The sequence below is a fragment of the Pseudomonas sp. P9_2 genome, assembly GCF_034008255.1.
GTDB classification, from domain to species: Bacteria; Pseudomonadota; Gammaproteobacteria; order Pseudomonadales; family Pseudomonadaceae; genus Aquipseudomonas; species Aquipseudomonas synxantha_A.
This window is the reverse complement of record NZ_CP125376.1, coordinates 5,183,191-5,205,080: the sequence shown is the minus strand read 5'-3', so window position 1 is coordinate 5,205,080 and position 21,890 is coordinate 5,183,191. Positions and strand designations below refer to the sequence as shown.

Genomic DNA, 21,890 nt, shown 5'->3' with positions numbered 1-21,890 from the left:
CGGGCGGAAATTGCGCGCTTGCGTTTAAGCATACGGAACGAGTGTGACCGTTCGTTAGGATGACGGTAATAACTGCCAGTCCGGTTATGGGCAATGCGCAGCCGTACAAACATGAATGGATCTTGTGATGATCTAGAATTAAATGAGTTTGTCTCACTATTGCCGACTGCCGACAATGAGCGCCATAAACATCGACATTGGAGCTTTACGTCATGGCAGTCGCTCATTCCCTCGGATTTCCGCGCATTGGACGCGATCGTGAACTGAAAAAAGCGCAGGAAGCGTTCTGGAAAGGCGAGCTCGACGAAGCCGGCCTGCGCGCCGTTGGCCGTGACCTGCGCAAGACCCATTGGGCGCTGCAAAAACAGGCCGGTATTGAACTGCTGCCCGCTGGTGATTTCGCCTGGTACGACCAGGTGCTGACTCACTCGCTGATGTTTGGCGTGATCCCCGAGCGTTTCCGCCCGGCCGATGGCCACGCCACGTTGCACACCTTGTTCGCCATGGCTCGTGGCGTCAGTGACACCTGCTGCGGCGGTGCTCACGCCCAGGAGATGACCAAGTGGTTCGATACCAACTATCACTATCTGGTGCCGGAGTTCAGCGCCGATCAGCAGTTCCATCTGGGTTGGGATCAACTGTTCGAAGAGGTCAAGGAAGCCCGTGACCTGGGCCACACCGTCAAGCCTGTCGTCATTGGCCCGCTGACCTACCTGTGGCTGGGCAAGGCCAAGGGCGACGCTTTTGACAAGCTTGATCTGCTTGAGCGCTTGCTGCCGCTGTACGGGCAGATCTTCCAGCGCCTGGCGGACCTGGGCGTGGAGTGGGTGCAGATCGACGAGCCGATCCTGGTGCTCGACTTGCCGCAGGACTGGAAGAATGCGTTCGAGCGTGCCTATAACCTGATCCAGCGGGACCCGCTGAAAAAACTGGTGGCTACCTACTTCGGTGGCCTGGAAGAAAACCTCGGCCTGGCGGCCAACTTGCCGGTGGATGGCCTGCACATCGACCTGGTGCGAGCACCGGAACAGTACCCGACCATCCTGGATCGCTTGCCGGCCTATAAGGTGTTGTCCCTGGGGGTGGTCAATGGCCGCAACGTGTGGCGTTGCGACCTGGAGAAGGCCCTGGCCACGTTGCAGCATGCCCAAGAGAAGCTCGGCGATCGCCTGTGGGTCGCGCCGTCCTGCTCGTTACTGCATAGCCCGGTTGACCTGGGCCGTGAAGACAAGCTGGATACCGAGTTGAAAAGCTGGCTGGCCTTTGCCGTGCAAAAGTGCGAAGAAGTGGCGCTGCTGGCCCAAGCTGTCGACCAGCCCGAGGCACCCGCTGTACTTGCCGCCCTGGCTGAAAACCGTGCCGTACAGGCTGCTCGCCAGGCATCGACACGGATCCACAAGCCTGCCGTACAAGCCCGCGTTGCCGCTATCACCGAGCAGGACAGCCAGCGCCAGTCGCCGTTTGCCCAGCGTATCGAGAAGCAGCGCGCCGGCCTGAACCTGCCACTGTTCCCGACCACCACCATCGGTTCGTTCCCGCAGACCGCGGCGATCCGCCTGGCGCGCCAGTCGTACAAGGCTGGCAAGTTGAGCGAAGCCGAATACGTCGAAGCCATGCACAGCGAGATCAAGCACGCTGTCCAGGTGCAGGAAAACCTCGGCCTGGATGTGCTGGTGCACGGTGAGGCCGAGCGTAACGACATGGTCGAGTACTTCGCCGAACAACTGGATGGCTACGCGTTCACTCGTTTCGGCTGGGTGCAGAGCTACGGTTCTCGTTGCGTGAAGCCGGCAGTGATCTTCGGTGACCTGAGCCGCCCGAAAGCCATGACCGTGGAGTGGATCCGCTACGCCCAGGGGCTGACCGACAAGGTATTGAAGGGCATGTTGACCGGCCCGGTAACGATGCTGATGTGGTCGTTCCCGCGGGAAGATGTGAGCCGCGAAGTGCAGGCCCGGCAACTGGCCCTGGCGATTCGTGACGAAGTGGTGGACCTGGAAGCCGCCGGCATCAAGATCGTGCAGATTGACGAAGCCGCGTTCCGCGAAGGTTTGCCGTTACGCCAGGCACAGTGGCAACACTACCTCGACTGGGCCACCGAAGCATTCCGCCTGTGCGCCGGCGGTGTGCGAGACGAGACCCAGATCCACACTCACATGTGCTACAGCGAGTTCAACGATGTGATCGAGTCCATCGCGGCGATGGATGCCGACGTGATTACCATCGAAACTTCGCGCTCGGACATGGAGTTGCTTGATGCCTTTGAGGCCTTTGACTACCCGAACGACATCGGCCCCGGCGTGTATGACATCCACTCGCCACGGGTGCCCGATGTATCGCAGATGGCTAACTTGCTGCGCAAGGCTGCCAAGCGGATTCCGGCGGAGCGTTTGTGGGTCAATCCCGATTGCGGCTTGAAGACCCGCGGTTGGCCGGAGACGGAGGCGGCGCTCATTCACATGGTCACCGCCGCCCGCCAACTACGCGCTGAATTGGCCTGATATTGTCTGCAAGTGTGGGAGGGGGCTTGCCCCCGATGGCGGCTAAACCGGCATCCCTGCCGGTTTACCCCCCAAATCCCTGTCGAATTCCGGCCAGCGTGGTTTAACGGGGCGCCTGAGATCAAAAGCAGATCAAAAGCAGATCAAGAGCGGCTCGCTTCGCATCGTGGTTACGGTCGGCAGCTACAAAGTTGTGTAGATACCTATGCCCCGATTGCGGTAGTTCAGCCAAGGAATTGGATACTGATCCACCGCTATCGGGAGCAAGCCTCCTCCCACATTTTGAGCCGCGTCAGGTCAGAGGTACTTGAGCCAGGCGATATCGCGTCGGCGCGCTTTGAGCCCGGCAAACCAACGTACCGGCGGGTATAGCACCAGCGGCAACACCAAAGCTGCCAACCACACCGCACCGATGCTGTCGAAGCCGAAATAGTTGCCGTGGTTGAGCCCAAACCACTCCACACAGGCGACATACAGCACCTTCAGCACATACAGATGCAGCAGATAAAAGAACATCGGCGCCGCACCAAACACCGCCAGCACGCCAATCCAGCGCTTATGCCCGGCGCGTTCGAATGCCAGCAACAGCAACAATCCAACCCCCAATGTCAACGCCAGGAACAGCAGCGACGGCGGGTACTTGGTGATGTTGAAGAAGCTCATCAGGGTCTGCACGCCATTGTCATACACGGACCAAGGCTGCTCGCCATAGCCATTGACTGCCCGCAGCAGCACAAAACCCATTAATGCCGCCACACCCGCGATCAGCAAATGCCGCTGACGCACAGCCGGTAGTGCGGTAGTGGCAAACCATGGCCCGAGCCCATAGCCCAGGGCGATCACACCGATCCACGGCAGCACCGGATAAGTCACGCGCAGACGCAGGTTTTCCGACGCCTGGATCCAGCTGCGCTCATGCAGGATTGACCAGCCAGTCTGCAACGCCGAATCCTGGGCAAAGTGCACTCCGTCAAGCAGGTTATGCCCGGCGATGATCACCAGCGCCAAGCTGATCAGCAGCGGGCGCGGCAACCACACCAGTGCTGCGAGGGCGATCATGCTCACGCCGATGGCCCAGATCACTTGCATATAGATCACACTGGGCGGCAACTGGAAGGTCCACGCGAAATTGACCAAGGTGAATTCCAGCACCACCAGAAACAGCCCACGTTTGAACAAAAAGGCCGACACATCGCGTCGTCCCTGATACTTCTGGCCGTACAGCCACGCCGACAATCCAGTGAGCAACACAAATACCGGCGCGCAGAGATGGGCGAGGGTGCGGCTGACAAACAGCGCAGGCTCGGTGCTGTCGATGCTCATCGGGTCGCTGACCTGGCGATGCAACAGGAAGGTTTCGCGCACATGGTCCAGTAGCATGAACAGGATCACCAGGCCGCGCAGGGCGTCGATGGACTGCAGGCGTTGGCGTAAGGTAGTAGCGTCAGTCATAAGTGGGAATCACAAGCGGGCAAATAATTGACGTTATCCTATAACATTTATTGAGGCACATGATGATCAGCATGAAGACGCAATCAGCCGAGGCCGTGATCGAATTCTGGAAACAGGCGGGGCCCAAGCGTTGGTTCGCCAAGGACGATGGCTTCGACACAGTTTTTCGCGACACCTTCTACGCCACCCATATGCAGGCCGCACGACGCGAACTGGAAGATTGGCTGGCCTGCGCCGACGGCGCGCTGGCGTTATTGATCCTGCTGGACCAATACCCGCGCAACGCTTTTCGCGGCACCGCGCATATGTTCGCCACCGACCCGCTGGCACGCCTGTATGCACATCAGATGGTGGACGCCGGGCTCGATCAACAGATCGAACCCCAGTTGCGTGCGTTTTGTTATTTGCCGTTTGAACACTCGGAAGATCCGCAGGACCAGCAACGCTCGCTGACGCTCAACCAGCAGTTGGATGCCAGCACCTATCACTGGGCCAGGGAACATGCCGATATTATCCAGCGGTTTGGGCGCTTTCCCCATCGCAATGCGGTGTTGGGCAGGGTCACCACCGAGCAGGAGCATTTGTTCCTCAAAGCGGGTGGTTTCGCTGGTTGATGCTATTCCCACCAGGAATGCCCCCATAAAAACCCTGCATTGTCCTTATCGACCTGAATCTCGTAGCGTGGCGTTTCATCCTCGGAGATAGCCCATGAGCCAACCCCCGCTGCGCCTCTATGTTGATTCGCTGTTCACAAGCCCCTACGCCATGTCGGTGTTCGTTGCCCTACGGGAAAAAGGCCTGGCGTTCGACATGGTCCCCCTGGACCTGGATGCAGGACAAAACCAGTCGGCAGATTACGCCCAGCGCTCCCTGACCCAACGGGTACCGACTCTGGAGCACGGTGATTTTACGCTGTCGGAATCTTCGGCAATCACTGAGTACCTGGACCAGGCGTACCCCCAGATCAGCATTTACCCGGCTGATCTGCAGCAGCGGGCGAGGGCGCGGCAGGTTCAGGCATGGTTGCGCAGCGACTTGCTGGCGATTCGCCAGGAGCGCTCGACGCTGGTGGTGTTCTGCGGGCAGAAGATGCCACCTTTATCGCCGCTGGCTCAGGCTGCTGCGTGTAAGTTGATCGGTGCGGCGCAGGTTCTCCTGGCAGGCAACCCTGAGCATTTGTTTGGCGAGTGGTCGATCGCCGATGTAGACCTGGCGGTGATGCTCAATCGCCTGATCCTCAACGGCGACCCCTTACCGGCCGAGCTGGTGATGTATGCGCAACGCCAGTGGCAACGGCCGTCAGTGCGGGAGTGGGTCAACCTGCGACGGCCTGTGCTCTAGCTGCCACTCTTCCTTGACACGTCGGTCCAGGTCCTCCCAATGGGCCATGCCCAGCACCCGCATGGTGTTCAAGCCCCGCAGGTAACCACGCAGTTGCTGGGCGCTGGCCGAGCGTTGTTTGGCGTCGGCGTCTGGGTCCAGCAGTACTTCTTCATACTCGACCAGGTAATCGGCGACCCGCTCGCGAAATTCCGGCAGTACGGCATCGCGGATGCGGTCGAAGGTTTTCTGGTAGGGCTTCATGGCGGGGTCCTTATAGGTTTTATGGGCTGCCTGACACTATCGGTTCAAATGATAGTCACCATCAAGGATCACAAGTTCTGTTTTTTCGCCAAGCGCGCAGAATCTGCTCATCCAGACGCAGCTCAAGGAAATGCGCGATGAGGACGATTATCCAGCTTGCTTTAATGGCCCTGATGTTGGGCACCACCCTCATGACCACCCCGGCGATTGCCGATGAGCTGCGTACAGGCCATTTGCTGCCGCTGGCCGCTAGCGTAGAATCCCTGCAACGCACCCAGAGGGTAGGGGTGTTATTCAGCGAAAATACCCGCGACAACCTCATCTACCTTGAGCGCTACCATGCCATGGCACTTAACGGCGCCAAGGATGCCCTGGATGGGCGGATTCGCCAGGCGTTCGTCAATAGCTCCGATCCGGAGCTGGCCATCGACTGGTTGATGAACTCGCTGCAGGGCGCTTTTTTCTCGGTGACGGTCTATGGCAGCCTGGATGAGATGGTGCAGGCGCATCCGGATGTAGTGGTGGTGCTCGATACCCATAACCAATTGCTGACCCAGCATAACGACCGGGTCGAGGCACGCTTTGCAGCACGCTTCTATGACGCGAACCTGCAATACATCGCCAAGGCCGAAGGTTCGGTGGACAGGCAAGTGCCGTCAGTGTGGGTGCACGGCAAGGCGGCGCCGGAGATTGCCGCGCTGATCGAGCAGCAGCGAGATGTACAGCGAGATGCCCTGAAGCAGTTCGATGTGTCGCTCAAGGCCCTGGTTCGCGCAGGTTGATTCGCGAGTGGATGTGAACCCTATTGGTTATTTTCAGGAATCTGTATGCGCTCTTTTTTCGCCCCGGCCCTGGCTTTTGCAGCCTCGTTGCTGACCGGTTGTATCACGGCTCCCAATGCCCCATCGCTGACCCTGCAAACCGCCAAGACTCCCGAAGGCTATGTGCAATGCGTATTGCCCAAGCTGGAAAAACATGGCATCACCTCGACCGTGACGCAGAATTCGCGTCACGCCAAGGTGCTGTTGACCAGCAAGATTGCTGCTGATGATGTGCTGGAAGCCTACAAGTCCCAGGACGGCACCAAGGTGTTCCTGTATGAGCGCAAACCGCTGGCCTCGGCGATCAAACCGTCGCGGCTCGAGCAAGCGGCCCAGGACTGCAAGTAAGCCCGTTCTGAAAGGCAATGCATTTCAAAATGTGGGAGGGAGCAAGCCCCCTCCCACATTTGGACCAACACTCGGCTCAGGGTTTGGCTTCGTTGCTGAAACTATCGACCGTCTTGATCAACCCCTGCGCCGCCAACGCCACCAACTCACCGCCTTTCTCCACCGTCGCCAGCGCAGGGTCTGAACCCATGCGGCCATCGGGGAAGCGCGCGCGGAAGTCCAGCGCCTCGCGGATCGGCCCGGTGTTGGCAATTTGCGGTGAGTAATCGGCAGACTTGATCGACTGCGGGTAAGCCCACTGCGTCACCGCAATCTCCGACGGCGTGGCGTGGCTGCCGTGGCCGACCGGGAATTGGCGCTGGGCCAGGTCGGTGACGCCTTCCAGGTCCCACCAGTTCACCAGCTTCAGCGCAAACCCGGCCGGGCGGCGGGCGAAGCTGGCTTCGGCGTACAGCTCGGAAAACGCCGCTTCGATCGTGGCAATATTGCCGCCGTGGCCGTTCAGGAACAGGATTTTCTCGAAGCCATGCCCGGCCAGCGAACGCACCCAATCGCCAATCGCGGCGATAAAGGTGGAAGGGCGCAGCGAGATGGTGCCGGGAAACCCCAGGTGGTGCTGGGCCATGCCGATATTGAAAGTAGGGCCGATCAGAATGTCGGCGTTTTTTTGCGCCTCATGGGCGATGATCTCCGGGCACATCCAGTCGGTGCCCAGCAGGCCCGTGGGGCCGTGTTGTTCGTTGGAGCCGATGGGGATCACGACCGTGCGGCTGCGTTCCAGAAACTGCCCGATTTCGATCCAGGTGCTGGCGTGTAGAAGCATGCGAGGCTCTCTTTTATCTGTGGGGACAGGCTATCCGCCACGGATTGTACGACTACTCGCTACCTGTTGGGGCTTGCAATTGAGGTACGTCGAGGACTTCAACCAGCGCTGGTCGGGGTACCAGGAAAACATGAACTGCCCATCCTTGAGCTTGTCTACCACTTGACGGGCGACCTGCGGGCGTACTGCCGGGCAGCCCTGGCTACGGCCGATGCGGCCTTCGCGCTTGCTCCACAGCGGGCTGACGTAGTCGGCGGCATGGATCACGATGGCGCGGTCGCGCGCCAGGTCATTGAAGCCGGGCTCCAGGCCATCCATGCGCAGCGAGTAACCATGGGCACCGAGGTAGCTTTCCTGGGTGCGGAACAAACCCAGGCTGGATTGATGGCTGCCTTCGAGATTGGAGAACTGGGTGGCGAAGTTTTCCCCGGACTTGGCGCCATGCGCCACCAGGTCACGCAGCAGCAGGGTCTGTTTGCGCAAATCGAAGATCCACAGCCGACGGGCGGTCGAGGGCTGGGAGTAGTCAATAACCGCTAGGCGATCGGAACGTTCTTCGCCGTTATTGACAGCGCACTGCACCGCGTTCAGGGCGCTTTTGAGTACAGTGGGATTGAGTTCTGGAGCCGAGCGCGCCAGGCTGCTATACAAGGAAGGTGGGGTGCCAGTGGCCGCGAGCGCAAAATTGCTCAGTAAAGCCAGGCCCCCGGTGATCAAGCCGAGGTGGCGCATAAAAGTCAGCATCTACAGTCGATTCCCCCGCTGTGGAGTGGAGCTAAGTCAATTGTTCAAAAAACACGCATGTTACTTGAGCATTTGCCTGCTCGTTGCACCATTGGTCGCGACAGCCGATGCGCTGGCGCCTGAGCCGCTGCCTGTGACCACGCCTGCGCCCGTCGATCTGGCGCCGATACAGCAGGCGTTGGCGCAACTGCCCAGCGTCTGCCCCCACCTGGTCTCGCGGGTCGATGCCACCGCCCAAGTGCGCCTGCAAGCCTTTTACCAGCAGCAAGGCAATGCACCGTTATGGTCGGCAGACGAGTCCCGGCAAGCCTTGCAAACCCAGTTACTGATGCTGGCCGACGACGGCCTGGACCCCACCCACTATAGCTTGCCTGCGGTAGATGCCACGGCCAACGTGCTGTGCAGCGATATCGCGACCAGCCAGCAATACCTGCAAGCCCTGCACGATTTGCATTACGGGCGCCTGCTGCAATCGCGCTATGAGCCGCTCTGGCATTCGCAACCGCCTGCGACGGACCCGAACACCGCAGTGTTGGCATTTGCCGCCACCGGCTTGCAGGACATGGCCAAAGCGTTTGACCAGGCGCGCCCAAGTGCAGACTTGTACCGCAGCCTGCGCAACGTCTATTCCAGCCTGCGCCAGCAGCCTTTACCGCACTGGGACGCGGTGGGCAGTGGCCCGTTGTTACGCCCCGGCATGGAAGACCCGCGCGTGCCGGAACTGGCGCGACGCCTGCACAGTGGTGGCTATCTGGCCAAGTTGCCCAACGGCAAGCAATATCAGGGCGACCTGGTCAAGGCGGCGAAGGCGTTCCAGCTCAGCCACTCGTTGCAAGCCGATGGCGTGATCGGCGCCGGCACCGTGGCCGAGCTCAATATCAGCCCGGCGGTACGCCGCGAACAACTGCGCATCAACCTGGAGCGTTTCCGCTGGCTGGCCCAGGACCTGGAGCCCGAAGGCGTAGTGGTCAATGTGGCCGCCGCGCAATTGAGCGTCTACCAGAGCGGCATCCCGGTGTGGCAAACCCGCCTGCAAGTGGGTCGCGCCGAACGTCAGACACCGCTGCTCAAGTCGCGCATCACCCGGCTGACCCTCAACCCCACCTGGACCATCCCGCCGACCATCATGCGCGAGGACAAACTCCCGGCTATCCGCCTCAACCCCGAGTACCTGCGCCAGCAAAACCTGCAAGTACTCGACGCCGAAGGTCATCCGCTGACCCCCGAGCAGGTCGATTGGGCGCGCCCTGGTAATATCCTGCTGCGCCAACAGGCTGGCCCGCGCAACCCGCTGGGCAAGATCGTGATGCGCTTCCCCAACCCGTTCTCGGTGTACCTGCACGACACGCCCAGCCAGCCGCTGTTTACCAAGGGGCCACGGGCGTTCAGTTCGGGGTGCGTGAGGGTCGAGCAACCGCTGCTGCTGCGTGATCTGCTGGTGACCCCGGCCGAACGCACCCGTACCGATGAACTGTTGGCCACCGGCTTGACCCATGAATTCAGGCTGGCCACGCCGGTGCCGGTGCTGTTGGGGTATTGGACGGTGGAAGTGGATCGCCAGGGGAGCCTGGTCTATGCGCCGGATATCTATGCGCTTGATCCGGTGTTGATCAAAGCCATGGGAAGTGTGCTCTAGGCACAATGGGCAGGGGTCTTCATGACCCCATCTGACCTATTCAGGTATCAACTGCTGGCGACATTCCAGCACCAGTCGGGCGCCGCCCAGTTCACTGGTACCGACTTCGAGCTTGAAGCCATGCAGGTTGATGATCGCCGCCACAATCGACAGCCCCAGACCAAAGCCACCTTGCTGATCGTTCTCATCCACCCGATAAAAGCGCTGGAACACCGACGCGCGTTCAGCCACCGGAATTCCGGGCCCCGAGTCGAGCACTTCAATGCGCGTACTGCCCATATCATTGACCGCTCGCAGGATGACCTTGCCATTGGGCGGAGTGAACTTGATCGAATTGCTCAACAGGTTGGCCAAGGCTTCAAACAACAGGGCGCGGTCGCCCGTTACCCACGGCAGCGATTCGGGAGCCTGCAATACCAACTCCATTTCACCTTCCTCCGCCAGGGGCAGATAAAAGTCATGCAATTCGCGCAGCAACGGCAGCGGGTCCAGCACCAGGAAGCCTGACCTGCGCTGGTGATCTTCCAGTTCGGAAATGCGCAGCAGCCCGCGAAAGCGCGCCATCAGCGTGTCGGTTTCGGCAATGGCGTCATCGAGTTTCACTGCGTGGGCGGAGTCTTCCTCGGCTTGCTGCTTGATGCGGTAAAGCTGTGCGCGCAGGCGGGTGAGGGGGGTACGCAGGTCATGGGCGATGGCATCGCACACGCCCTTGACCTCGTTCATCAGTTTCTCGATGCGTTCGAGCATGGCGTTGACGATGGCCGCGAGCATGTCCAGTTCGTCGCGCCGATTGGACAGCGGCAAGCGGTGCGTCAGGTCGCCGGCGACGATGGCTTCGGCGCTGGCCTGGATCCCGCGGATGCGCCGCAACGGGCGCCGGCGCAGCAGGTGCCAGCCCGCAGCGCCGGGGATGATGGTCAACGACAGCGCCCACAACAGGGCATGCCAGATGATCCGCGTCACACCGAACAACGAACCGTTGGCGCGCACCAGCACCAGCCAGCGCCCGTCGTCGGTGTGGGTGGCCACGGCGTCGCAGCTGTCCTTGGGCAGCTTGGGGTCATCGGATTCGACGCAATTGGCCAGGGTGTGGATCTTGCCATCCAGGGGCAGGTCCGCCGGTAACGTGCGGATCGGCCCGCTCAAGGGCCGAAACTGCTCATCGAACAAGCCATAAGCATCGACGCCCTTCATGTCGAAGGTCATGCTGGTGGTCAGCGCTTCCACCAGGGCTTCGCCGTCGAAGCGCTGGAACAAGTGCTGGCGTTGCAGAAGAGAATGGCGCGAGAGGTCGCTGAGGTAGCCCGACACCTCGTAATACAGCACCCCCATGAGGATGCAACTCCACGCCACGAACAACGAGCTGTACAGCGCCAGCAAGCGGCTGCTGGAGGAACGCCAGCCCTTAGAGGGGTTCAGCAATGACATACCCGGAACCTCGTACCGTGCGGATCAGCGGCGTGAGGCCCGGGGGATCGATTTTCTTGCGCAGGCGACCGATGTGCACATCGATCAGGTTGGTGCCCGGGTCAAAGTGATAACCCCAGACTTCCTCGAAAATCATCATCCGCGACAGGATCTGCCCGGTGTTGCGCATCAGGAATTCCAGCAGTTTGTATTCGGTGGGCAACAGGGTCAGCGGCTGCTCGGCGCGGCTGGCTTCGCGGCTGATCAGGTTCAATTCCAGGTCCGCCACGCGCAGGGCGGTTTCGAACTCCTTGACTGTGCTTTTGCGCCGCAGCAGCACTTCGACACGGGCGGCCATTTCGTCGGAGGCGAACGGCTTGGTCAGATAGTCATCACCGCCGGCACGCAGGCCACGTACACGCTCGTCGACATCGGAGAGGGCGCTGATCATCAGGATCGGCGTCGATACGCCAATCGTGCGCAAGGTGGTAACGATGGCCAGGCCATCCAGTTCGGGCAACATGCGGTCGAGGGTGATCAGGTCGTAATCGCCGCTCACGGCGCGGACCAGGCCCTCGCGGCCGTTGTCTACCCAGTCTACGTCCAGTCCATGGCTACTCAGCTCGGCGACGATCTCGCGGGCCGTTACGGCGTCATCCTCGATGGTCAAAATGCGGGTCATAGGATTACCTGGTGAGCGTTCACACTAGAAGTGGAGGTCATTTTGCCAAGAAGTTGCTGAATGTTTCCTAAATAAAACTTCATCTTGGCAAAACTGCCACCTGTTCATGACTGGCACGAATCGATGTGGGAGGGGGCTTGCTCCCGATAGCGGTGTCTCAGGCAAGAGTTTGTTGATTGACACGGTGCTATCGGGAGCAAGCCCCCTCCCACATGAATGCATATCGCCCGCCCTTAACGGCCGGTTCTTGCAACTTGCATGACCTTAGTAAGTTCAATTTAATTAACTTGTTGAAATGCAAGGAATTTAAATTATTGGCCGACTGGCATGGTGCCTGCACTGTCCCTTTTGAGACTTGTAACACTATTTTTCATGCCTGGAGCAAAACAACAATGATCACATCCTCATCCGCGCTGCAAGAGTCAAGCACGCTCTCCGGGGTTTCCTGGGGGGCGATCTTCGCCGGGGCCGCTGCGGCGGCTGCGCTGTCACTGATTCTGGTGCTGCTGGGCTTCGGCCTGGGCTTTTCGGCGGTGTCGCCGTGGGCCGATAGCGGTATCAGTGCCAAGGGCCTTGGCATTTCCACGATTGTCTGGCTGGCCTTTACCCAGATCGTCGCTTCGGGCCTGGGTGGCTACATCGCCGGCCGGTTGCGGGTGAAGTGGGCCAACATGCATGGCGATGAAGTGTACTTTCGCGATACCGCCCATGGTTTCCTGGCGTGGGCCGTGGCCACATTGATCACGGCAATGCTGGTGGTCGGTTCGGTCAGCAGTGTCGTCAGTGGTGGTGTGAAAGCCGGTGCCAGCGTTGCGTCGGGCGCCGCCAGTGGCTTGACCCAAGCAGCCGGCAGCGCAGCCAAAGGTGCCGACAGCGGCGACTTCGGCTACTACGTCGACAGCCTGTTCCGCGATGACCGCCCAGCCGCGGTCAGCGACGATGCGGCCCATGCCGTGGTCGGCCGTATCTTCGCCCGCACCCTGAGCAATGACGGTCAACTGGCCGCCGAAGACCGTGCCTACCTGGCCCAGTTGATCACCCAGCGCACCAACCTCAGCCAGGCCGATGCCGAAGCGCGTATCGATAAAGTGTACGGCGATGCCCGTAAAGCCATCGAAGACGCCAAGCTCAAAGCCAAGCAGGCCGCCGAGACCGCCGCGAAAGTGGCTGCCTATACCTCGCTGTGGACCTTCGTGGCGCTGTTGATCGGTGCATTCTTCGCCAGCTTCGCTGCCACCTTCGGCGGTCGCCGCCGGGATGCCGTGGTGTACGTCGAAACCGAAAACTACGTTCGTTAATTCAAGGCCCATTCATTTAAGGAAAGCATCATGCGCTCATTACTGCTGTGGTTCCTCGGCGTGCCGATTCCGGTGATCATTCTGATCGCGATCTTCATGCACTAAACCCGGGCCTGGCTCGGTAAAGGGTGGGAAGGGCTTTGCTCCTTCCCACTTTTCGTTTTGCGCAACGTCAGCCAACTGATGACCAGCAAGGTGCTGGCCAGCGATGTCATGATTACCAACGGTTGTGCAGTGCCATCCGATAGCAGCCCGGTGGCCCAACTGCTCACAGCCGTCACAAACATCTGAATAAAAAAGAACAACCCCGACGCCGTACCGGCAATTGCGCCGTAGGGCTGCAACACCGACAACTGGCAGGCGGGCATCGTCAGCCCCACCGACACCATGATCACCACCATCGGCAACACAATCGCCAGCCAATCCTGCGCCAGCAGTGTCGTGGCCGTCGCAAGCAGTACGCTGCCCAGCACATTCAGGCCGATGGCGAAGCTGATCAAGCGGTCTGCCTCGAACCGCGCTACCAGGCGGCGGAACAGGTTGGCGCCGAACATATAGCCACTGATCGTTGCGGCAAATACCAGGGCGTAGGCGCTCGGCGATAAATCAAAGCCGCGTTGCAGCAACGCCGAAGACTCGCTGATAAACGGAAAATAGGTGCTGTACACGCAGCCGATCGCCAAGGCATAACGCAGGAAATAGCGGTCGCGCAGCAGTTGGCCGTAGATGCGTAGCAAGTGGGTGGGTGGTGCGGCGGCCACTTGTGGCGGACGGGTTTCCGGAAGGCGGCGCTGGACCACCAGGCACAACAGGCTGCCAATCACCGCCAGCAACACAAACAAACCCTGCCAACCCAAGAGGGGCAACAGCACGCTGCCAAGCACCGGCGCGGCCATGGGCGAGACCGCCATTGCCATGGAGATCAACCCCAGCAAGCGCGCCTGCTCCTGCGGGGCAAAATAGTCGCGCACGATCACCCGGCCTATTACCGTGGTGCAACACCCGCCGAGGGCCTGGAACAGCCGCGCAATGATCAATACCCCCAGGCTGTCGGCCAGTGCGCAGGTGAGGGTTGCCAGTACATACATCGTCAACCCGGCCAGCAACACCGGACGCCGGCCGAAGCGGTCGGTAAGCGGGCCGCTGACCAGCAAGGAAATCGCCGATCCGAGGGTGTAGAGCGTCAGTACCAGCTGCAGTTGGCTATCGGAGGTCTGGAAGTAGTCGGCCATAGCGGGCAGGGCGGGCAAGTGCAGGTCCAGGGTGAGGCGCGGCAAGCCCACCAGGACCGTCAGCAGCGTTAGCCAGAACCTGGGAGCGAGAATGCGTTGCGTCATGGGCGGTTACTTCGCGAGGGGTAGAGCCCGGACTCTAGCGGCGTTGTGGTTTAATCCGCAGAACCACTTGTGCATGGAAGGACTGGACCACTATGAGCCGAGGAAAAGCCGCCTCCAACCTTGACTTGCCGCGCCCGGACAACTTGGGCGAGGGTAAACAGCAGGGCGCCTATGATGCTTTGCGGGGGGCGATCCTGACTCGGCAGTTGCCGGCCGACAGCCGTTTGCCATCGACCCGCAGCCTGGCCGAGCGCTGGCAGGTTTCGCGCGGCACCCTTGAGGCCGTGTTCGACCGCTTGCACAGCGAAGGCTATGTGCAGCGCGTGGCGGGCTCTGGCACGCGGGTGCGCGCGGTGATTCCCGAGCAATTCATTGCGGCCCCGGCGTCAAAACAAATGCTGCGCCGCCCGGTTGACCCCGACCCACCCCACGCCGGGGTACAGAGCCATGTGCCCTTTGTCGCACGGCGCCCGGATGCCGGCCTGTTCGACCTCAAAGCCTGGGCGCGTTGCGTCGCCCGTGGGTTGTTGGCCGCAGGCCCTGGTGTACTGGAGGCCGCGCATCCTGGTGGGCTACCGGCCCTGCGTGAGCACATTGCGGATTACTTGCGCCGTTATCGCGGTATGCACTGCGAGGCGGATGAAGTGATTGTCACCACGGGTATTCGTCATGGCCTTGACCTGATCGCCCGCACGCTGCTCCAACCGGGTGACCTGGCCTGCGTCGAAGACCCCGGCTACACCCCGGCGCGGCGTCTGTTCAACCTGGCCGGTGCACAGGTGCAGTCGATCCCGGTCACCGCCGAAGGGCTCGATACCGCTCAGTTGCCTGCCCACGCACGACTGGTGTATGTCAGCCCCGCGCACCAGGCCCCGCTGGGCGTGACCCTGTCGGTGTCGCACCGCCTGGCGCTGCTGGACTGGGCAAGTCGAGCGGATGCCTGGGTGGTCGAAGACGACTACGACAGCGAGTACAACTACAACAGCGCACCTTTGGCCGCGCTCAAGTCCCTGGATGCGAACGGCCGCGTGCTCTACTGCGGCAGCTTCAACAAGAACCTGTTTCCAGGGTTGCGAGTCGGTTTCATGGTGGTGCCCAAAACCCTGCGTCCGTCACTGCTGCGCACCCTGCAACTGACCGGGCATTCGGTGGGCGCCAGCGATCAGTCGGGCCTGGTGGACTTTCTGGGCAGCGGTGCGTTTGTGCGGCATTTGCGCGCTTCGCGTCAGGCCTATCAGGCACGGCGTGATGCCTTGCTCGCCTGCCTCCCGCCGGACGTCACGGTCACTGGCGAGCAGGCCGGGCTGCATTTTGTGCTGTGGTTACCGGCAGGGGTGCCAGAGGCGGACTTCTGCGCCCGCGCCGCCGACGCCGGGCTGAGCTTGCAGCCACTGGGCAAGTTTTGTGTCGATGTAACGTTGCCGCCCGCCGTGATTGTCGGCTACACCGCATTGACCCTCGCGCAGATCCGCTTCCACGGCCGGGCTCTGGCGCAATTGCTGTAGGAGCGCGTCAGTCGTCGAACCCGACCTGCTCATGAATTTCATCCACCTTCAATTCCAACCGATAGGCCACCGCAATAAACAACGCCTGGCACAGGCACAAGGTGGCGCTCAGCGAGCGAAAGGCAAACGATGAGCCTTCATTGACCAACAGCACCGCATTCGCGCGCTTGGCCAGCGGCGACAGGTTGCTGTCGGTGATGATCAAGGTCTTGGCCTGGTGGTGCTGGGCAATGCGCAGGCAGTGCTGGGTCTCTTTGCCGTAGGGCGTAAAACTGATGGCAATCACCAGGTCATTGGCGCGAACGCTGCGCATCTGCTCGCGATAACTGCCGCCCAGGCCAGAGATCAGGTGGATGCGCTTGTTGGTGTGCTGCAGGTTGTAGACCAGGTAGTCGGCCACGGCAAAGGAACGGCGCACACCGACCACATAGATGTTGTCGGCATTGACCACCAGGTCCACGGCTTTCTCGAAGGCCGCATCGTCCAGTTCCAGGCCCAGGCGTTCGATGCCGGACAGGGTGGCGTTGACACACTCACGCGCCAGGTCGCCGCCGCTGGCTTTCTGCGACTTGTTGGCGATCATGCTGCGGATGCGCTGCTGGTAGTTCTGTACCGGCGTGGTCTTGTGGGTATAGGCCTCGCGAAACAGCGCCTGCATTTCACTGAAACCGCTGAAGCCGAAACGCTGGGAAAACCGCACGATGGCCGAGGGGTGCACTTCGCATTCACGGGCGATGTCACTGATGCGATCGACCATGATCCGGTCGCTCTGCTGGCTCATGTAACTGGCGATGCGCTTGAGCTGGCGCGGCAGGCTTTCGTATTCGTCGGTGATCAGCTGCAACAGGCGTTCGGCATTGATCGGAGGGCTGGCGACAGTTTCTTCCAGGGTGGTCTCGGGATCGGTGCGGGACATGGGCAATCCTTCTGGCGTGTTCGTCTGATGCGCTGATGGGTGGCGCAAGTCTACAGGGTAGGCGCAAAAAAATACCTCGGCATCACGGCCCGCGTGGCCTGCTGAAACGATGCACGGGCGCTGGCGTGCCGCTATGCTGACGTATTGGAAAATATATTCCACTAAAAATAATTATGGAATAAATATTGATTGCCGCCGTCGGACGTTCTAGTCTGCTCCCACCAAGAGCGTTTGCCGCCACTACGGCGGCACAACGCAGGCTGATAAAAATAACAGGAGCCAGCATGGGCCAGACTCGTTTTGCCAGTGGGCGTCAATTGGATCTGATTTGCCTGGGGCGCCTAGGCGTCGACCTCTACGCGCAGCAAGTGGGTGCGCGGCTTGAGGATGTGTCCAGCTTTGCCAAATACCTCGGCGGTTCCTCCGCCAACATCGCCTTCGGCACTGCCCGGCTGGGGCTCAAGTCGGCGATGCTGAGCCGGGTGGGCGACGACCATATGGGCCGTTTTCTGATCGAATCCCTGGCCCGCGAAGGTTGCGATGTCAGCGGCATCAAGGTCGACCCCGAACGCCTCACCGCCCTGGTGCTGCTGGGTCTCAAAGACCGTGAAACCTTTCCCCTGGTGTTCTACCGCGAAAACTGCGCCGACATGGCCCTGCGCGCCGAAGACATCAGCGAAGCCTTTGTTGCATCGAGCAAGGCGCTGCTGATCACTGGCACGCATTTCTCTACCGACGGTGTGTACAAGGCCAGCATCCAGGCGCTGGATTACGCGGCCAAACACAACGTCAAACGGGTGCTGGATATCGACTACCGCCCGGTGCTGTGGGGCCTGGCGGGCAAGGCCGATGGTGAAACCCGTTTTGTTGCCGACCAGAATGTCAGCCAGCATGTGCAGAAAATCCTGGCGCGTTTCGACCTGATCGTCGGCACTGAAGAAGAATTCCTCATCGCCGGTGGCAGTGAAGACCTGCTCACCGCCCTGCGCACGGTACGTGAACTGACCCCGGCGACCCTGGTGGTCAAGCTCGGCCCGCAAGGCTGCACGGTGATCCACGGCGCGATTCCCGCCCGACTGGAAGACGGTGCGATCTATCCCGGTGTGCGCGTTGAAGTGCTCAATGTGCTGGGTGCTGGCGATGCCTTCATGTCAGGCTTTCTCAGTGGCTGGCTCAACGACGCCAGCGACGAGCGTTGCAGCCAGTTGGCCAATGCCTGTGGCGGCCTGGTGGTCTCGCGGCACGCCTGTGCGCCGGCCATGCCCACGCCCGCCGAACTCGATTACCTGTTCAACAGCCCGGTGCCGGTCACCCGTCCCGACCAGGATGCGACCCTGCAGCGCCTGCACCGCGTCACGGTGCCGCGCAAGGCTTGGCAGCAACTGTTCGTGTTTGCCTTCGACCACCGCTGGCAGCTGGTGGACCTGGCGCAAAAAGGCGGCCAGGACTTGACGCGAATCAGCGCCATCAAGCAGCTGTTTATCCAGGCCATCGAACGTGTGGAGACCAAGCTCGCCGAGCAGGGCATCGAGGCCGACGTGGGCCTGCTTGCCGATCAGCGTTTTGGCCAGGATGCCCTCAATGCCGCCAGCGGCCGAGGCTGGTGGATTGCCCGCCCGGTCGAAGTGCAGAACTCACGGCCCCTGGCGTTCGAACACGGTCGCTCGGTGGGCAGCAACCTGATTGCCTGGCCCCAGGAACAGATCATCAAATGCCTGGTGCAATTTCACCCCGATGACGAGCCGATGCTGCGCCTGGAACAGGAAGCGCAACTCAAGGCGGTGTATGAGGCGTCCATCGTCAGCGGCCATGAACTGCTGCTGGAAGTCATCCCGCCCAAGGATCACCCCTCCACTTATCCCGACGTTTTGTATCGCAGCCTCAAGCGCCTGTACAACCTGGGCATCTACCCGGCCTGGTGGAAGATCGAAGCGCAGTCGGCCGCTGACTGGAAAAAGCTCGACGAACTGATCCAGGAGCGCGACCCGTACTGCCGTGGCGTGGTGTTGCTTGGCCTGAACGCGTCGGCTGAATGTCTTGCCGACGGTTTTCAACAAGCGCGCATGAGCACCACCTGCCGCGGATTTGCCGTCGGCCGCACGATCTTCCAGGAGCCGAGCCGGGCGTGGATGGCGGGGGAGATCGATGATGAGACCTTGATCCAGCAGGTACAGGCTACCTTCGAACAACTCATCAACGCCTGGCGCAGTGCTCGAAATTGAATTAGGTCAAATGTGGGAGGGGGCTTGCCCCCTCCCACATAAAGCAGATCTCAGTGATCTCTAGAGAAAACAATAAAAGGTGCAGCCATGCCCGCAATCCGAATTGGCATCAACCCGATCTCCTGGAGCAACGACGACCTCCCGGCCCTTGGCGGTGAAACGCCGCTGAGCACGGCCTTGAGTGAAGGCAAGGACATCGGCTACGAAGGTTTTGAACTCAATGGCAAGTTTCCCAAGGATGCCAAGGGCGTCGGCGACGTGCTGCGTCCCTATGACCTGGCGCTGGTCTCGGGCTGGTACTCCAGCCGCCTGGCCCGTCGTTCGGTGGCCGAGGAGATCGAGGCCATTGCCGGCCATGTCGAACTGCTCAAACAAAACGGCGCCAACGTACTGGTATACGGCGAAGTCGCCGATTCGATCCAGGGTTCACGCATTCGCCTGATAGAGCGTCCGCGTTTTCATAGCGAACAGGCCTGGCAGGCGTACGCCGACAAGCTCACCGAGCTGGCGCGTTTCACCTTGTCTCAAGGCGTGCGCCTGGCCTACCACCACCATATGGGCGCCTACGTCGAGTCTCCCGAAGACATCGACCAGTTGATGAAACGCACGGGGCCGGAAGTCGGCCTGTTGTTCGATTCGGGCCACTGCTACATGGGCGGCGGCGAACCCATGGAGGTGTTGCGCAAGCACATCGACCGCGTTTGCCATGTGCATTTCAAGGACGTGCGCAAACCCGTGGTGCAATTGGCGCGCAATCAGATGTGGAGTTTTCCCGATTGCATCGTCAACGGCACTTTCACCGTGCCCGGGGACGGCGATATCGACTTTGCACCGTTACTGGACGTGCTGCTGGCTGCGAACTACACAGGCTGGCTGGTGGTGGAAGCCGAGCAGGACCCGGCCGTGGCGCCCAGTTATATCTACGCGAAGAAGGGCTATGACACCTTGCGTGCGCTTCTCAACGAGAGGGTTTGAGTGATGAGCTTGTTGGTCAAAAGCAGCAAACGCGGGCAAACCATGGTTGCCCTGGAGGCGGGGCGCCTGGAGTACGTAGGCTTCGCCGCTTACCGCTTGAGCCTGGGCGAAACCTTGCCGGTCAGCGCAGGTGATCAGGAGCTGTGCCTGGTGCTGCTCAGCGGTCGGGTGAATATCGAAGGCGAAGGCTTCAATTGGCAGAACCTGGGTGATCGCCAGTCGGTGTTCGAAGACAAATCACCGTTCGCCGCCTATTTGCCGCCGGGCACCGACGCCCAGGTCACGGCCCTGAGCGATGTACAGATTGCCGTGTGTGCGGCGCCGGGTGCGGCGGGTTTTGCCCCGCGCCTGATCCGCCCCGAGCAGTGCAAACGCAGTGTGCGCGGCAAAGGCGCCAACACCCGCTACGTCTGCGACATCCTGCCCGACAGTGAGCCGGCCCATTCGCTGCTGGTGGTGGAAGTGCGCACACCGTCGGGGCATTCCTCAAGTTACCCGCCGCACAAACACGATACCGATGACCTGCCGCACCAGAGCTTTCTGGAAGAAACCTACTACCACCAGGTCAATCCACCCCAGGGCTTTGTGTTCCAGCGCGTGTACACCGATGACCGCAGCATCGACCAGGCCATGGCCGTGGAAAACAGCGACCTGGTGGTGGTGCCCAAGGGGTATCACCCGGTCAGCGTGCCGTATGGCTACGAGTCTTATTACCTCAATGTCATGGCCGGCCCCAAGCGCGCCTGGCATTTCCATAACGACCCGCAGCACAGTTGGCTGCTGGACCTTTAAACGGTTTTGGACGGAGAACAACAACAATGAAGTCGCCGCTACGTTTTGCCCTTAACCGTATGGTCGCGCCTGACTTGCCCCTGGCGGATTTTATCCAGCTGGCCAAAGCCCTCCAGTGCGATGCCATCGAGATTCGCAACGACCTCAAAAACCGCGAAATCGAATACGGCATGTCCGCCGCCCGCGTGCGTGAGTTGTGCGCGGCGCAGGGCATCAAGGTGCTGTCGATCAACGCGCTGTACCCTTTTGATGTGTGGAACGACGAACGCCGCGCTCAGGCAATCGAACTGGCCACCTACGCCCGTGAGTGCGGGGCCCAGGGCCTGGTGATGTGCCCGTTCAATCAGCCTGGCGATACGCGTAACGACGCGCAGCGCGCCGCTGGTTTGCGCACCGCGTTGAGCGAACTGGCGTTGATCCTGCGTGAGTACGGGATTCTCGGTTTCATCGAACCCCTGGGCTTCGCAGTATCCGCCCTGCGCCGCAAGCGCGTGGCAGTGGATGCAATCAAGGCCATCGGTGGCCTGGATGTATTTCGTGTGGTGCATGACACCTTTCACCATCATTTGGCCGGCGAGCATGAGTTCTTCCCGGAACTGACCGGGCTGGTGCATATCTCCGGGGTGGAAGACCGCGAGGCGCCGCTTGACTCAATCCGCGACGGCCACCGCGTGCTGGTGGGCGAGGACGATATTCTCGGGAATGCGGCGCAGATCGACACCTTGCTGAGCACCGGCTACAGCGGCTATCTGTCGTTCGAGCCGTTTGCCGAAAGCGTGCATGGGTTGGCGGATATCCGGCAGGCATTGGGGGCAAGCATCGCCCACCTGCAAAAACGATAAGGGGC

20 protein-coding genes are annotated in these 21,890 nt (G+C 60.8%); 12 read left to right on the top strand and 8 right to left on the bottom strand.

Going from position 1 to position 21,890, the window contains the following annotated elements; all coding sequences use genetic code 11:
- Positions 1–212: 212 nt before the first annotated feature.
- Complete coding sequence (gene metE, locus QMK52_RS23050) at positions 213–2,501, top strand: 5-methyltetrahydropteroyltriglutamate--homocysteine S-methyltransferase (RefSeq protein WP_320403476.1); 2,289 nt, start codon at positions 213–215, stop codon at positions 2,499–2,501.
- Between the two features lie 297 nt (positions 2,502–2,798).
- Here metE and QMK52_RS23045 read toward each other — a convergent pair whose 3' ends face one another.
- On the bottom strand, positions 2,799–3,953 hold the full coding sequence (locus QMK52_RS23045) for a DUF1624 domain-containing protein (protein ID WP_005787694.1): 1,155 nt from the start codon (positions 3,951–3,953) through the stop codon (positions 2,799–2,801).
- A gap of 71 nt (positions 3,954–4,024) precedes the next feature.
- Between QMK52_RS23045 and QMK52_RS23040 the strand changes: the two genes are divergently transcribed.
- Together QMK52_RS23040 and yfcF are read left to right on the top strand one after the other, a co-directional pair.
- Positions 4,025–4,567, top strand: coding sequence for a DUF924 family protein (locus QMK52_RS23040; protein WP_032803862.1), 543 nt, complete (start codon positions 4,025–4,027; stop codon positions 4,565–4,567).
- A 94-nt stretch (positions 4,568–4,661) separates the two neighbouring features.
- Positions 4,662–5,294 carry a glutathione transferase gene (yfcF, locus tag QMK52_RS23035; protein ID WP_005787698.1) on the top strand — a complete coding sequence of 211 codons (633 nt, stop codon included), beginning with the start codon at positions 4,662–4,664 and terminating at the stop codon, positions 5,292–5,294.
- Here the strand turns inward: yfcF and QMK52_RS23030 are convergent.
- Complete coding sequence (locus QMK52_RS23030; protein WP_005787700.1) at positions 5,253–5,537, bottom strand: hypothetical protein; 285 nt, start codon at positions 5,535–5,537, stop codon at positions 5,253–5,255. The two genes, yfcF and QMK52_RS23030, sit on opposite strands and share 42 nt — an antisense overlap.
- A gap of 137 nt (positions 5,538–5,674) precedes the next feature.
- On the opposite strand from QMK52_RS23030, the gene QMK52_RS23025 reads away from it, so the two are divergent.
- Positions 5,675–6,319 (top strand): ATPase, encoded by a 645-nt coding sequence (locus QMK52_RS23025; RefSeq protein ID WP_122733506.1) that lies wholly within the window; start codon positions 5,675–5,677, stop codon positions 6,317–6,319.
- A 45-nt stretch (positions 6,320–6,364) separates the two neighbouring features.
- On the top strand, positions 6,365–6,706 hold the full coding sequence (locus QMK52_RS23020) for a hypothetical protein (protein WP_320403475.1): 342 nt from the start codon (positions 6,365–6,367) through the stop codon (positions 6,704–6,706).
- A 76-nt stretch (positions 6,707–6,782) separates the two neighbouring features.
- Here QMK52_RS23020 and QMK52_RS23015 read toward each other — a convergent pair whose 3' ends face one another.
- Together QMK52_RS23015 and QMK52_RS23010 are read right to left on the bottom strand one after the other, a co-directional pair.
- Positions 6,783–7,529, bottom strand: coding sequence for a creatininase family protein (locus QMK52_RS23015; RefSeq protein WP_005787706.1), 747 nt, complete (start codon positions 7,527–7,529; stop codon positions 6,783–6,785).
- A gap of 30 nt (positions 7,530–7,559) precedes the next feature.
- A complete protein-coding gene (locus QMK52_RS23010) occupies positions 7,560–8,273 on the bottom strand; it encodes a murein L,D-transpeptidase catalytic domain family protein (protein WP_005787707.1) in 714 nt (237 codons plus the stop codon).
- Between the two features lie 40 nt (positions 8,274–8,313).
- Between QMK52_RS23010 and QMK52_RS23005 the strand changes: the two genes are divergently transcribed.
- The gene (locus QMK52_RS23005; RefSeq protein WP_194440548.1) at positions 8,314–9,909 is read left to right on the top strand and encodes a L,D-transpeptidase family protein; all 1,596 of its coding nucleotides are present in this window, start codon (positions 8,314–8,316) and stop codon (positions 9,907–9,909) included.
- 36 nt (positions 9,910–9,945) lie between these two features.
- Here QMK52_RS23005 and QMK52_RS23000 read toward each other — a convergent pair whose 3' ends face one another.
- A complete protein-coding gene (locus QMK52_RS23000; RefSeq protein WP_320403474.1) occupies positions 9,946–11,337 on the bottom strand; it encodes a HAMP domain-containing sensor histidine kinase in 1,392 nt (463 codons plus the stop codon).
- Entirely contained in the window at positions 11,315–11,998 is a 684-nt protein-coding gene (locus QMK52_RS22995) for a response regulator transcription factor (protein WP_005787712.1), read from the bottom strand. The genes QMK52_RS23000 and QMK52_RS22995 overlap by 23 nt, the downstream gene beginning before the upstream one ends.
- A gap of 392 nt (positions 11,999–12,390) precedes the next feature.
- On the opposite strand from QMK52_RS22995, the gene QMK52_RS22990 reads away from it, so the two are divergent.
- Positions 12,391–13,296, top strand: a complete 906-nt coding sequence (locus QMK52_RS22990) for a hypothetical protein (protein WP_005787714.1) — start codon at positions 12,391–12,393, stop codon at positions 13,294–13,296.
- 101 nt (positions 13,297–13,397) lie between these two features.
- Here QMK52_RS22990 and QMK52_RS22985 read toward each other — a convergent pair whose 3' ends face one another.
- Positions 13,398–14,633 (bottom strand): multidrug effflux MFS transporter, encoded by a 1,236-nt coding sequence (locus QMK52_RS22985; RefSeq protein ID WP_320403473.1) that lies wholly within the window; start codon positions 14,631–14,633, stop codon positions 13,398–13,400.
- A 92-nt stretch (positions 14,634–14,725) separates the two neighbouring features.
- Between QMK52_RS22985 and QMK52_RS22980 the strand changes: the two genes are divergently transcribed.
- On the top strand, positions 14,726–16,138 hold the full coding sequence (locus tag QMK52_RS22980) for a PLP-dependent aminotransferase family protein (RefSeq protein WP_320403472.1): 1,413 nt from the start codon (positions 14,726–14,728) through the stop codon (positions 16,136–16,138).
- 7 nt (positions 16,139–16,145) lie between these two features.
- Here QMK52_RS22980 and QMK52_RS22975 read toward each other — a convergent pair whose 3' ends face one another.
- Positions 16,146–17,054, bottom strand: a complete 909-nt coding sequence (locus QMK52_RS22975; protein WP_005787722.1) for a MurR/RpiR family transcriptional regulator — start codon at positions 17,052–17,054, stop codon at positions 16,146–16,148.
- A 284-nt stretch (positions 17,055–17,338) separates the two neighbouring features.
- Here QMK52_RS22975 and QMK52_RS22970 point away from each other — a divergent pair, with 284 nt between their 5' ends.
- The 4 genes from QMK52_RS22970 (at position 17,339) to QMK52_RS22955 (ending at position 21,885) form a co-directional block, all read left to right on the top strand.
- Entirely contained in the window at positions 17,339–19,276 is a 1,938-nt protein-coding gene (locus tag QMK52_RS22970) for a bifunctional 5-dehydro-2-deoxygluconokinase/5-dehydro-2-deoxyphosphogluconate aldolase (RefSeq protein WP_320403471.1), read from the top strand.
- 87 nt (positions 19,277–19,363) lie between these two features.
- Positions 19,364–20,251, top strand: coding sequence for a myo-inosose-2 dehydratase (gene iolE / locus QMK52_RS22965; RefSeq protein ID WP_320403470.1), 888 nt, complete (start codon positions 19,364–19,366; stop codon positions 20,249–20,251).
- A 3-nt stretch (positions 20,252–20,254) separates the two neighbouring features.
- Entirely contained in the window at positions 20,255–21,043 is a 789-nt protein-coding gene (iolB, locus tag QMK52_RS22960) for a 5-deoxy-glucuronate isomerase (RefSeq protein WP_005787728.1), read from the top strand.
- A gap of 26 nt (positions 21,044–21,069) precedes the next feature.
- Complete coding sequence (locus tag QMK52_RS22955) at positions 21,070–21,885, top strand: TIM barrel protein (protein ID WP_005787730.1); 816 nt, start codon at positions 21,070–21,072, stop codon at positions 21,883–21,885.
- Positions 21,886–21,890 lie beyond the last annotated feature (5 nt).